Below are 12,486 nucleotides of genomic sequence, written 5' to 3' on the forward strand. Positions count from 1 at the left end.
CTAAGCCTCGATATCTATCAAGTCAACTTTTGGGGATGGCTAAATCGGGCATGCGCCGGATGCGCACCACTCGTCGTAGCCGGTGTCCGTTTCGAAGGTGAGGCCGTTCGAGCGGAGAAGGAACTCGTCCTCGTCGATCCGCTCGTACGGTGCCTGATCTCGGCTCGTCTCGGGGAAGATCGTGCTCCCCTTCAGCCGGGGCATGTACTCGCGGAGGATCCTCATGAGTTCGCTCACGGTGTACTGCTCCGGTCGAATCGAGGCCGTGTACGACACGGCCTGGTCTGCCCAGAGGCGCTGGTAGAGCACTTGCACGTCAAGCTGCTGTGGCAGAGTCAGATCTGCTGCACTCTCGAAGTTGGAGAGGCAGTCGATACGGTCTGCCAGGGGGTCGAGCGTCGGTATCTCAACTACGCCGGTGTTGGGTGCGTATCGGCAGGGTTCGATGTAGTAGCCGGCCGCGGCGTACCGTTCCATTTGCTGAACCTCGTCGGCCGCCACGGTCGAAAACCGGACCCGCCGAATGAAGTAGGGGCTGAACGGTGCGTGAATTCCTTCGCCACTCACGCCTGCGAGCTTCGAAATCGTACCGGTGGGGGCTACCGCCCGCGTTTTGATCGGGCGCGGAATCCTCAGCTCGTTGCTGTAGTCTGCGGCGGCCTTGTCCACAACTTGCGCAAGCGACTGCAAAAGGTACGCCACCCTGGTATCGGTCGATGCCGACGAGTACCAGATACCACGCATGGCCAGGTGATCGGCAAGTCCCGTGTGGCCCACGCCGATCCTGCGGTACCGCTCGATCGCCGCCTGCGATTGCGGATCGGCGACAGTCGCGAAGGTAGCTCGAATCAGGAAGCGAACCAAAAGCCGATGAGCTTCGTCCAGTGATTCGTACTCGACATCCCCGTAACCGTTCACGAATGCGCCCAGGTTGATACTTCCCAGCGTGCACGGTTCCCAGGCCGTCAGGGTGGCTTCCCCACAGGGATTGGTCGTGTAGACCCCATCTACCTCGCCCTCAGCCGACAACGATGAGTTCCAAAACCCCGGCTCGCCGTTGCTGAGCGCTGCCGCAGCCAACTGCCGGAGAACCCAGATGGCCCGCTCGTCGTCGCGATCCAGGGCTTCGAAGAAGGCGTCGTCGACCTCGACCGAGATGTTCGTTGTCCAGTGGTCGGACTGGTCGCGTTTGGCGTTGATGAAGAACTCGATGTCCAGGTCGGCCCAGTGCTTGATGGACATACGAGCGGACCGACGTACACCACCACTCATGATGCATGCCGCGATCGAATGATCGATGGCCATGGCATCCATGCCGTCGAGACGGTACCCAACCGCTGAACTCAAAGTACGGCCGACCTCCACCAGCATCCGCGCAAACGGAGTAGGTCCACTGGCCGTACCACCGAATGCGCGCAGCGCTGCCCCCTTGGCTCGCACGCGACCTACATCGAAGACCTGGCTTCGGTCCTCGGTGGTCGGGTCGTGTGCCACACGAATCAACTCGGCGAGCGCGGCAGCCCAGCCTTCGCGGCTGTCCTCCACCGGGTAGGCGCCCGGCCAAGTGGGGTCGTACTCCGAAGAGATGAGGCCGGCGGCCAGCAACTCGGCGTAGTCGGGATGGGCCGGGTCACAAACGATGTGCACTACCGGCGCGGTCCAGACGAGCGGGTATTGCTCGAAGTACCGCTGCGAGTAGTTGCTTCCAACTCCTCCGCCCTCGGCCAGGCGAAGGAGTGTGAAGGTGAAGTGTCGCGCAGGCTCCGCCGGATCCCAGCCGGCGGCCCAACAATTGTTGAGGGCGAAGTCGCTGACGCCGCCGGCTCGCAAGTGCCGGCCGGCCGGCAGGATCCGAAACCGACCGATCTCGTTGATCAGGGCCTGCCGCTCTCCAGCTTCGATGTAACGCGGCGGCACCAGACGAAGGTTGGCGTCGACCACGCGCTCTACGGTCTCGGGCCAGGTTTCGAGGGAGCCGTCCGGCCGCTCCCGACGGTAGGTGCGCTCGTACACGGTCCGGGCGGTCTCGCTTGCGAAGGTCATGCATCTCCATGGGTGTAAACGGCAGCGGCGGTCAGCATGCGAAGGAGCGGCTGTACGTCCGCAGCAGCCAGGTTGAGTTCCACGAGTTCGCCCGAGGCGGCCTGGTGGCTCAGATACAGCGGGGTGTGTAGAGCATCGTCGTAGACGATCGTGATCTGGACGGATGCCGACGAGGTGACGTGGCGGACGTACACGTCGGTGATGTCACGCACGGCGACCCGCCCGGCTGGTCCGGTTCATAGCCAGTGCCAGAGCATCAATGGCCCTGTTCGCGCGCTTTCGCTCGGCGTCGTCTGCTGGCGGCAGCCCGCGGGCGTACACCCTCATCAGTACGTCGCGGTACCCGTCGTTCAGCGTGGCGAGCGCAATGCTGGCGTCGATGCGGGCACTTACCAGGTTGTCTGTGATGCGGCACCGCGACAGGTCGTCCTTGCGGCCGATCATGTCCCCGATTTCCGAGTCCGTGTACATGAACGAAACGACGGCTGCCCGAGCCTCCGAGGGGGTGTAGTAGTACTGGTCATCCAGAAGATCCGCGGCGTTGCGTTCCCGGCTCGCGTATCGCTTGCCTTCCACCCACGCGATCTTCCGGACCATGTCATCGTCGGCCAGGTGCTCACTGAGGCGGGTCTCGTGTTCGACGAGGTGGGCCATTACCTCCTGGTGAACGTCCTCGGCCTCCACGCATGGCCACTTCCCGGCGACTTCCCGGCCGACCTTCGCCGCGATCGAGTTGATGTGTTCCCAGTTGGTCATGCTGCCTCCGGCTGGTAGTAGCGGAAGCCGCCGTACTCGAACGAGGCGTCAGGGCGCATGTACACAACCTCCGGTTGGAACGTCTCGCCCGAGAGGTGTAGTACGACAAATGCCCTCTGCCAGTTACCGGGAGCCCCCTTCAGGTAGTCCGCTCGCGAGTCGTCCATCAAGTTGCCCGCCTCGACGCCCCACACCGTGCGCGGCTCGCCCAGGCCCGACGTTTCCGGGACTGCGGCTGCTCGATGGGTGTGCCCCATGACAACCGACACGCCCCATCGCCGTACAGCGGTGAGCGCTGTCAGACCGGCGGTCCTGTTGAGGGTGATCCGCCCGAGGTGCCCATGCGTGGTGATGACGTTGGGGCCGACGCGGTTGAAGTCGGGAAGCCGCCGAATGTCGTAGTCGTCGAACCGCAGCAGCCGTTCCATGTGGAAGTGCTGTGAGGCGCCGAGCCCGGGTGCGCGCCCTTCGAGGTACGTCCGCGGACGGGAGTCGTGGTTGCCCTCGTGGAAGCCCAGGGGGCCGCTGAACACCCCGCGAAGCGGGACGATGAACTCCTGGACGAACGACTCGGACTCGCTCTCGACGTTGCCCTCGTACTCGGCACGGGTGCCCGTCGACCAGCGACTCGGGGCCTCGTAGTCCAAGGCATCGCCAATCTGGATGACTTCGGTCGGCTCGATGTCACCGATGAAGTCGATGACCGCCTTGAGTGCGATCGGGTCGTGCTTCGGATACTGAATGTCGGGGATGACAACGATCGTGCGATCGGTCATTGACCACTTCCTTGGGTTGGGGTGTCCTCGCGTAGACCGAGGCGAGCCCGAAGAGCCGCCTCGCCCCGTGCGTGGAGATAGCCGTTCACGTCATGGCCTCCGCCGAGCACAATGACCTTGGCGTTGGGCAGTTGAGCCGCGAGCTTGTCTGCGAACTTCAACCCGGGTTCGTCGTCGTCGGCCATGAGAAAGACGCTCTCGAAGCCGCGCAGTGCCGGGACGAAGAAGGGCTTCCACGCGCTGACGCCTTGGATGCCGATGGCGGGAACTCCGGCCGCTTGCATGGCCATTGCGTCCATCTCGCCTTCGCAGAGGGCGATGTGGTTCGAGCGTCGAACCAGAGCCCAGGTGTTGAAGATCCGGTGAGGGTCACCCGGTTGGCTGTCGTATTTCGAATGGCCTTCGTGTTTTTCGGGGCCGGGGAATCGGAACCGTCCGTCGTGCTTGACACACGCGTCTCGGATGCATCGGAATCGCACGGTGGCCACCGCATCTGTGCCGCCGGCAGGTCGGACATAGGGCACCGCGAGGCGTCCGCGTTGGCGCTCATGACCAGTTAGAGCCGAACCTACGTACCCGAGTCCGAACGCTCCGGCCACCTTGTCCAGTCCGCGAGCCCGGATGTACTCCTCGGCCGGGCTGCCCGGAAACTGATTCCGATACGTCTTTGCTGCCGTCACTGAACCGGCTATGTGCCCAGCGAACTGCGTCAGGGAAATCGCAGGACTCCTCTCGCATGATCACGTCCCATGAGTCCTCGGCGATGTCGCACACGAAGCAACTCCAGCGCTGTGCGTCTGTGTTGATCGATGCCGATGGGCGGCTCTCCTGGTGCACGGGGCAGCAGATCTTGTCCCACCGCCCGGTGCCGCGGACAGGTGTTTCCGGGTAGTAGTGCGCGAAAACGTCAGCGATCGGTGGTTTGGGGGTCTTCATCAGCGATTTTCCGAACCGTGACGGGGAAGTCGTACTGCCGGAACGAGGCGATGTACGTCTGATGGTTGCCTCGCCATTCGCGGCTGCTGACGACGTGGGACGAGGATGGAGTGTCGCTCATGGGTGCTTTCTCATCTCTCGCTCGGCGGCCAGGAGCCGCTTCAGGTCTCGGTTCTCCCGGAGGAGGGCAAGGAGGCGGCGGATCGGCATGACGCCGTAGGAGTCGCCGATGCCGCGGAGCCGGGCCTTGATGACGACTGCGCCGTTTTGGGCTTCGGGATGAGCGGCGATTTCGCGCTCCAGTTCTTTGCAGAACCCCGCGAGATCGAACGTCTGAACGTTCTTCAACTCGAAGACGAATGCCAGATCGGCAAGTTGGATGTCGCCGCGGTCGTTCGATCCGTACAGCGTGCCATTTCGACGTATCTCATCCGGATCGATGTCCGGGAACTCGTCGACCAGGTAATCGACGAATTCCTTCTCGAAACGGTATCCCTTGCGCTTGTTGGCTGTCGGGCTTGGCAACCGCCTACACCTCCAAAGTAACCACACTGACCTACCAAGTCAACTTTGTTTTCATGCGAAGGTCAGGTGGCGTGCTCGACGTCCTTCAGGCGCATCGTCCGGGGGTCAAGGTCGTACGGTGCACTGGTCCCGCCGCTGCTGTCCTCGAATCCTTCGCGGTTCTTCACCGGGCTCACGTACAGCGTTCGGCTGTCCATGCCGTCGATCTCCTTGTGGATCGTCAGCACCAGAGAAGGCACCCGACTGATTTTGCCCTTGAGCCCTGACTGCGGAACTGGGGTCAGGCCGTCCGCATACTCGCCGACGACGTGATGCAGCGCCAGGACGTGCGCATTGGTCTCCCGTGCCATCTCCGAAAGAAATTCGCAGATGCTTTCCAGGCTGAACGAGTACTGGCCCGCGTCTCCTGCATCCCCACTGTCGACATTGGAGATGTTGTCGACGATGACGAGGTGGGGAAACGTCCCGTACACCGCGTGGTAGCAGAGCAGGTGCATCTCCATCTCGGCCGGGGAAGGTCGGGAATTGTAGTTGAACCGCATCCACCACCTTTCTTCGAGTGCCCCGTTGTAGGCGTCGAAGTCGTCCGAGAGCAACGCTTGTTTGACAGCCTTGATCGGATCGCCGGTGATCAGTGCGGCGGCTCGCGACAGTTGGGTTGCCGCGTTGCTGTCCGCACTGAAGTACATGACGGGAAAATTCCCGTGGGTGGCCAGGTTCATCGCGAAGAGGCTCTTCCCGGTGCCGGCCCCTGCTGCGACGATCGAGAACTCGCCGCGGCGGAAGTCGGCGTCCAACCGCGCCAGCCCCTTGAACGGAGTGGGCAGAGGCTCACCGGCCGCTCCCTTCATGCGGGCGCTCTGCGCCAGAGAGTACATGACCTATCAAGACAACTTTCTTTGTCGAGAAACGGCCCGATCGCTCGGGCCTCCTGTGATCAGACTGACGGACCCCTGCTACCAAGTCAACTTCTTTGGCGCGAAAAATCGCAGGCATGCGACACGTCACAGAACTTGCAGCCGAACCCGGGGGCAGGCATGAAGTCCTCGCGCTTGACTCCGGCATCCATGGCGGCGTAGCGCTGGCCCACGTCCTCGGAGGAGACGTCGGACAGCTTCACGGTTCGACTGAGACGATGATCCTTGGCCAGGTACCAATCGCCGGAGTTGACCGGGACGTTGTACTCCTGGCGCACCGCCACGGCGTACGTCTCAAGCTGGAACCGCGATTTCGTGGACCCCGTCTTCAGGTCTCGCACTCGCACGGAACCGTCAGGCTCCGCGATCAGTTGGTCGATGTAGCCGCGGACAACGACACCGCCGATGACTGTCTCAAAGGCGAGTTCCAGTCCGGCGGTTCCGTCCGGAGCCTTCCAGATGACCGGACCCGACTCGCGAGCCCATTCCACATACCTGCGGGTCTGCTCCCGGCCCCGTTCGAAGCGCTGCTCGATGTCGTCGGCCGCGCCACCCGTGCAGGCGTGCAGCCAGCGATCGAGATCGGGTTCGTCCGCGAGGGCCTGGTTGATCAGTCGCCCGTACTCGTCGGAGAAGAGTGCCACCGCTTCGTCCGCAGTCATCTCCCGGCCGGACCGTTCCACCGCTTCGCACGCGGTATGAAAGGCCGTGCCGTGGTGGGACCAAGCGGCCGGCCTCGACGCAACGCGCTCAACGCGCCGCAGGTAGTACCTGTGCCCACATTCCTCGTACTGCTGCGCTTGTGAAACCGACCTCGGCTGATTCTCGACGCTCATGCGACTCCCGGGTAGATGAGGTGGTATCGAAAGGATTTGCTGCCTGGGAACATCGGGTGTGGGCAATGCGCCTGTTCCACGGAAATGGAACCTTCGTCAATCGAGCAGCCGAGGACCTGGTGAACATCCCGCTGAAACTCGTCGTTCAGGACCAGATCCGTGACGATGGCTTCGAAATACTGTCCGATGGTGCTGGACAGGGCGGAGGTGATCATCACTCCCGATGTCACCAGCCGAACTGCATAGTTTGTTACGTCACCCTCGGCGAGGGCTGCAAGCACGTCCGTACGCGACTTCACCATGGTCTGTGAATTCCGGACCATGTTCATATGTGCTCCCCAACCCCTGACAATAAAACTGACCCCCGCAGCGTTCTTGCCGTCCCCCGTACCTACCAACACAACTTCTTGGTGGGCCCAACTTCACCGTAGCCTGTGATCCTTTGCGGGTCTAGGCGTTTGCAAACCTTCCAGAATCGGAAACGGGCCCCCAGTGCACACTAGGGGCCCGAGCGGACAATGTCACGCAACCATGTGATGCTCATGACAGTCTGCGATCACCTCTCCTCTGGCGGCTCCTCGGGCAGCTCCAGCAGACCCATGACCTGGGCGTCTGCCCGCGGACGGTCGGCGGGCCAGGCAACAACGAGCTTGCCGTCAGCGCTTGTACGTGGCCGGTAGTACCACCCTTCTTCCGTCTCGGGGTCATATCCGAGAACTTCGCCCGAAGCGCGCATACGGGACTCCCACTTGCGTGCTTCGACCAATTGGGCCGCACTTAGCCTCTTGTCACCTATGCGCATCCGAAGCCACAGCTTGACCCGCTGTGCCTTGTACCGGCTGTGGTGGGTGGTACCCGTAGGATTGCTCTTGATGTCCCACATGGTCCGTAGAATGTCATTGACATCCAGAATCTCATCACGTCTGTGAATACCCGCGTTCAGCAAGCGCTTGTTTACTGCTTGCTTTGAAACCCCGTATCGCTCGGCGATTTCAAGATCCGATTTTCCCATCGTATGCAGCTTAACCAGCTCAGCATCTGAGGGCAGTGCCGTCATGGCCGACCCCTCTCACCGTCTCTTGTCACGTCCCAATCCTAGCCGGTGCCACCTACCAACACAACTTCTCGACGGGTCTGTTTCATCGAACTGACGTTCGAGTGTGATGTGTGGCACGTTCAGACCGTGAGTGTCCGGAGGACTACCACAGGACACCTACATCTGTAGTGAGAGCAGTTAAAAAGAAATCGATGAGAGACCCAAAAGCGGTACTCCTCGTTCCTCTTAGCCTTTGCCCAGAGCAAACGACAGGGCTATTTGAGCTTCCTCGTTGAACTCCTCGTTGAGCGCCTGTACATGCTCCGAGTGGAGCCGCCGAGGGCGGCCCCGGGCGCCAGACCAGCATCCGCCCGGGGCCCACAAACAGAGCCGATCGTCAGCGGGTAGCTCCGTGCAGGGTCGGCTCAGGGGGTCGGTGTAGGTGTGCACCCAAGGCCGAGTACCACGCGGCAGCTACCGCGCGGGAAACGCTGGAGGAGCTGGTTTCGAGTCCAGCGCCCCCGCGAGGTCCCTCAACGGGGCCTTTTCCTATTGGAGGTGAGTACGTGCCCAGAGCCGCATCGATTTGCCTGCGAGACGGATGCACCTCCAAGACCGTTCTGGACGGCCGGTGTAGCGACCACCAGCTCCGCAAGAGTTGGGACCGACCTTCGGCCCGCAACCTCAGCCGACCGAGCGACTTCCGCACCCGGCGGACGCGGGCCCTTGTCCGCGATCGGTGGACGTGCCAACGGTGCGGTGCCCGCACCGAGCTGGAGGTCGACCACATCGTTCCGGTGTCCCGCGGAGGGACATGGGATCTGTCCAACCTCCTGACGCTCTGCCGGGCCTGTCACCGACAGAAAACCTACAGCTCAGGCTGAGCTTCCAAATCTTCAGCGTTTACCGCACTCCCCATCTTCGGCGGCAGCCGACCCTATCCAGGAGTCCTCCATGTTCGTGTGCGATGGCCGATGCTCATCGGATTGCATCTGCCTGCCCGCCGCTCCGCCGGTTCCCCGGCGTCAGAGCCGGGCCGCAGATCGACGAGCCTGGCGGCAGCTTGCCCTCGACGAGTTGACAGACCTCGGTGACATCTACGAGGTACCTGATCGAATTCGCGGGGCTGGCTGATGGCCGGCAGGGGGCCGGCACCCAAGCCGAATGCCGTTCGACGGAACAAGGCGCCGTACGAGCATGACCTTGTCGGCGAGACCCAGGTGGGTCGCGAGCTTCCCCGCGCCCTGGGCGTGAAGTCCGCTGGTGCCAAGCGCTTTTGGCGTACATGGTCAACGTCTCCGCAAGCCCGGGAGTGGCAGGAGACCGATTGGGCCGAGTTGGAGCTGACCGTGGTCCTGGTCGACGCCTTCTTCCTTGGTGAGACCAAGCACGCTTCCGAGATCAGGCTTCGCGTTGCCAAGTGGGGTGCCACCACGGAGGACAGGGCGAGGCTCCGCATGACCTTCGACAAGTCGGCTGAGGCCGACGAGGACGAACCGGCAAACGAGACCGCGGCCGACCTGGACGAGGAGCTGTTCCGCTTGCTCAACACGACTGACTGAATCGAGGTGAGGGATGCTCACGGGAAACATGCCGGAGGGCGTTCCTCATCCGACACGCAGCCTCGGTTACGAGATCATCCGCTGGGCTCAGCGCTACATCGTCCAGCCGGACGGAGAGAACGCCGGGGCGCCTTGGGCGTTCTCTCCTGAGCAGCTTCGGTTCGTCCTGTGGATGTACGCCATCGACGAGCACGGCCGGTGGCTCTACCGCACGTGCGCCCTTCGGCGCGCGAAGGGGTGGGGCAAGACACCCCTGTTGGCAGCGTTGGCCATCGTGGAGTTCATTGGCCCGTGCCGCTTCTCCCACTGGGATTCCCTGGGTAGGCCGGTAGGCAAGCGGGTTCCTTTGCCGCTTGTCCAGATCGCGGCCACCTCGCTCGATCAGACGGCAAACACCCGGGACATGATCCGCGGCATGCTCGCGGAAAGCCCAGCGGAGCGCGAATACGGTCTCGACATCGGTAAAGGGCTGATCCAGTTCCGTTCCGGTCGCCCGGGTCGTATTGAGCCCGTCACCTCGTCCTCGCGGGGACTTGAGGGGGCGAGGCCCACCTTTGTCCGGCCCCGACATGATCCGCTCTGTCGGGGCCGGGCTTTGCCACTTCGTTGTATGTGACGAGGTCCACCACTGGGTTGAATCCAACGCAGGCATCTACGTATGGGAAACCCTGGACCGCAACGTCCAGAAGACCGCAGGCGCCGGCTCGCGGTTGATCGAGACGACCAATGCCTTCAATCCCAATGAGGCGAGCATTGCTCAACGGACCTTCGATGCCGCCATGGAGCAGGGCGCTAAACGCATCCTCTACGACTGCCGTGAAGCCTCTGGGGAAGTTGACTTCCAGGACCGCGAGGCGGTCATGGCTGCTGTGGCCGAAGCCTACGGCGACTCTTATTGGGTGGACCTCGGCGGTATTGCCGACGCAATTCAAGACCCTCGAACGAGTACGGCTGTCAGCTACCGCTTTTACCTGAATCGGATTCAGGAGAACGCCGACGGATGGATGACCAAAGAGCATTGGGATCTATGCCTGTCCGAGGCGGATCCCATACTTCCTGGCGATCAAATCGCAGTCGGCTTCGACGGCTCGATTCGCGGAGACGCAACAGGGATTGTCGGCTGCCGACTTCGTGACGGCAAGCTATTCCTTCTGGGGCTGTGGGAGAACCCGCGGACCGACCCCGACTGGGAAGTGGATGTCCTCGCGGTCGAGGCAGCCGTCGAGCGCACATTCAAAACGTACCGCGTCGAGTGGATGTATGCCGACCCACCGTACTGGCAGGAAGCCATCGGACGTTGGTCGATCGAGTGGGAAGACAGGGTGTTCGAGTACTGGACCAATAAGCCGACCCGCATGGTCAACGCCACCGAACGCCTGCGCAGCGCTGCGGCCGTTCAGGACGTCAAGCACGACGGTGATTCAGATATTCGACGCCACGTACTCAATGCGGTCACCCGCGAGGTTCCGCAGGGGCTTCTGATTACGAAGGAGTCGCCGAGGTCCAAGAAGAAGATCGACCTGGCTGTTTGCAGCATTCTTGCTTTCGAGGCACGAGCCGACGCTATTGCAGATGGGCGGATGAAGATACGACGATCCAGAGTGGTGGGGTTCTAGATGAGCGGTGCTTTCGATTCACCTCCTGATTCCCCAGAGCAGTGGATCAGGTATCTCCAAGGCAAGCTGCTGTCTTCCGCTGGTCGCTTCAAGGCCCTTGGAGACTACTACGATGGCGAACATCAGAAATTGGTGTTTGCGCAAGCGCGGCACAAGGAGCAGTTCGCCAGCCTCTTCAACAACTGGTCGGACAACTTCACCGGGCTGATTGTCGATTCCGTCAACGAGCGTTTGGCCATTGACGGCTTTCGGATGACCGAGGAGCTACACGCCGACAAGGCGGCCTCGGAAATCTGGCAGCGGAATTTCATGGACGCTGAGTCCAACGCAGCTCACCTTGACGCCTTGATTCACGGAGTCTCGTACGCGATTGTTTGGGCAGATAAGGACGGCCGCCCGACAATCACCATTGAGTCGGCCGAGCATGTGGTCGTGCAGTACCGCCCCGGCAGTCGCAGGGAGATCGAGGCCGCAGCAAAGTTCTACGTCGACGATTGGGGCCGTACCTGGTCAACGCTGTGGCTACCCAATGGGGTGTACACGTTCCAGGAGGCAGGCCAGACCTGGCGACAGGCCAAGCGAGCCCGCAACCCGACTGGCGTCGTACCGGTTGTCCCCATTTCGAACCGGTCCCGTCTGACGGGGAAACCGCTGTCAGACCTCCGCGGCGTTATCCCGCTCCAAGACGCGATCAACAAGATTGTTTCGGATGCCCTGGTGGCATCCGAGTTCATGGCGTGGCCACAACGCTTTGTCACGGGCTTGGAAATCCTTGAGGACGAAGACGGTCGTCCGGTCGAACCCTTTCAGGTGGCTGTCGACAAGCTTTTGCAGGCCGAGGACCCGAACGCCAAATTTGGGCAGTTCGAGGCCGCTGATCTTTCCAACTACTGTGATCTTGTCGCCATGCTCGTCCAGCACATGGCCTCGATTTCGAGGATCCCTTTCCATTATTTCCTGTTGAATGGTGGCCAAGCCCCGTCCGGCGAGGCAATCACATCCGCAGAGGCCGGCCTTATCAGCAAAGTTCGCGAGCGCATGCTCCACTTCGGTGAGGCGTGGGAGCGCGTCCTGCGTTTGTGCTTCGCGGTCATGGGTGACAAGAAGCGGGCCGAAGCCTGGTCCGCCGAAGTTATGTGGCGTGATCCGGAGAACCGTACCGAGGCTCAGCATATGGACGCGTTGATGAAGCTCAGTCTCATCGGCGTCCCGCGGAATCAGCTTCTGGCCGATGCCGGTTACTCCCCACAACAGATCGAGCGGTTCAAGAGCATGCGCGAAGACGACGCCAAGGACGAAATGGAATTGGCGAGGAAGTACCCCGCGCCCGTGCCAGCCGAGAAGGAAACCCCCGGCGACGAGAAAACCCAGGTCGCGAGCAAGTCTCCACAGGGCAACGCCGGCAACGCAGCGCGCGAAGCTGCATGACACCAGCTAACCCCGAGCCCCCGAAACGGGGACTCTCTTTATGCCTCCGAAATGG

At 62.0% G+C, this 12,486-nt stretch carries 16 protein-coding genes; 5 read left to right on the top strand and 11 right to left on the bottom strand.

Annotated elements, in window-relative coordinates:
• Positions 1-39: 39 nt before the first annotated feature.
• From nrdJ to EMA17_RS37215, 11 genes are all read right to left on the bottom strand, one after another.
• Positions 40-2,043, bottom strand: a complete 2,004-nt coding sequence (gene nrdJ / locus EMA17_RS37165; protein WP_126641610.1) for a ribonucleoside-triphosphate reductase, adenosylcobalamin-dependent — start codon at positions 2,041-2,043, stop codon at positions 40-42.
• Positions 2,040-2,255, bottom strand: a complete 216-nt coding sequence (locus EMA17_RS37170) for a hypothetical protein (RefSeq protein WP_126641611.1) — start codon at positions 2,253-2,255, stop codon at positions 2,040-2,042. Before EMA17_RS37170 ends, nrdJ begins: the two co-directional genes overlap by 4 nt.
• Positions 2,248-2,799: a hypothetical protein gene (locus EMA17_RS37175; protein ID WP_126641612.1), complete on the bottom strand. Its 552-nt coding sequence runs from the start codon at positions 2,797-2,799 to the stop codon at positions 2,248-2,250. Before EMA17_RS37175 ends, EMA17_RS37170 begins: the two co-directional genes overlap by 8 nt.
• On the bottom strand, positions 2,796-3,575 hold the full coding sequence (locus EMA17_RS37180; protein WP_126641613.1) for a hypothetical protein: 780 nt from the start codon (positions 3,573-3,575) through the stop codon (positions 2,796-2,798). Before EMA17_RS37180 ends, EMA17_RS37175 begins: the two co-directional genes overlap by 4 nt.
• Positions 3,572-4,198, bottom strand: a complete 627-nt coding sequence (locus EMA17_RS37185) for a toprim domain-containing protein (RefSeq protein WP_371863102.1) — start codon at positions 4,196-4,198, stop codon at positions 3,572-3,574. Before EMA17_RS37185 ends, EMA17_RS37180 begins: the two co-directional genes overlap by 4 nt.
• Complete coding sequence (locus EMA17_RS56140) at positions 4,122-4,511, bottom strand: CHC2 zinc finger domain-containing protein (protein ID WP_126641615.1); 390 nt, start codon at positions 4,509-4,511, stop codon at positions 4,122-4,124. The genes EMA17_RS37185 and EMA17_RS56140 overlap by 77 nt, the downstream gene beginning before the upstream one ends.
• Before the next feature lie 117 nt (positions 4,512-4,628).
• On the bottom strand, positions 4,629-5,036 hold the full coding sequence (locus EMA17_RS37195) for a hypothetical protein (protein ID WP_126641616.1): 408 nt from the start codon (positions 5,034-5,036) through the stop codon (positions 4,629-4,631).
• 62 nt (positions 5,037-5,098) lie between these two features.
• Positions 5,099-5,914 (bottom strand): AAA family ATPase, encoded by an 816-nt coding sequence (locus EMA17_RS37200; protein WP_126641617.1) that lies wholly within the window; start codon positions 5,912-5,914, stop codon positions 5,099-5,101.
• Positions 5,915-6,000: 86 nt separating this feature from the next.
• Positions 6,001-6,789, bottom strand: coding sequence for a RecB family exonuclease (locus EMA17_RS37205; protein WP_126641618.1), 789 nt, complete (start codon positions 6,787-6,789; stop codon positions 6,001-6,003).
• Positions 6,786-7,118 (bottom strand): hypothetical protein, encoded by a 333-nt coding sequence (locus EMA17_RS37210; RefSeq protein ID WP_126641619.1) that lies wholly within the window; start codon positions 7,116-7,118, stop codon positions 6,786-6,788. Before EMA17_RS37210 ends, EMA17_RS37205 begins: the two co-directional genes overlap by 4 nt.
• 227 nt (positions 7,119-7,345) lie before the next feature.
• Positions 7,346-7,846, bottom strand: coding sequence for a hypothetical protein (locus EMA17_RS37215; protein ID WP_126641620.1), 501 nt, complete (start codon positions 7,844-7,846; stop codon positions 7,346-7,348).
• 545 nt (positions 7,847-8,391) lie between these two features.
• On the opposite strand from EMA17_RS37215, the gene EMA17_RS55590 reads away from it, so the two are divergent.
• From EMA17_RS55590 to EMA17_RS37240, 5 genes are all read left to right on the top strand, one after another.
• On the top strand, positions 8,392-8,709 hold the full coding sequence (locus EMA17_RS55590; RefSeq protein ID WP_218043192.1) for an HNH endonuclease: 318 nt from the start codon (positions 8,392-8,394) through the stop codon (positions 8,707-8,709).
• Positions 8,710-8,958: 249 nt separating this feature from the next.
• Positions 8,959-9,387, top strand: a complete 429-nt coding sequence (locus EMA17_RS37225; protein WP_126641621.1) for a phage terminase small subunit — start codon at positions 8,959-8,961, stop codon at positions 9,385-9,387.
• A 13-nt stretch (positions 9,388-9,400) separates the two neighbouring features.
• Positions 9,401-10,003, top strand: a complete 603-nt coding sequence (locus EMA17_RS37230) for a terminase large subunit domain-containing protein (RefSeq protein WP_126641622.1) — start codon at positions 9,401-9,403, stop codon at positions 10,001-10,003.
• On the top strand, positions 9,957-11,003 hold the full coding sequence (locus EMA17_RS37235) for a terminase TerL endonuclease subunit (protein ID WP_126641623.1): 1,047 nt from the start codon (positions 9,957-9,959) through the stop codon (positions 11,001-11,003). Before EMA17_RS37230 ends, EMA17_RS37235 begins: the two co-directional genes overlap by 47 nt.
• The gene (locus tag EMA17_RS37240; protein WP_126641624.1) at positions 11,004-12,431 is read left to right on the top strand and encodes a phage portal protein; all 1,428 of its coding nucleotides are present in this window, start codon (positions 11,004-11,006) and stop codon (positions 12,429-12,431) included.
• Positions 12,432-12,486 lie beyond the last annotated feature (55 nt).

Origin of the sequence: Embleya hyalina, assembly GCF_003967355.1 — a bacterium.
Lineage (GTDB): Bacteria > Actinomycetota > Actinomycetes > Streptomycetales > Streptomycetaceae > Embleya > Embleya hyalina.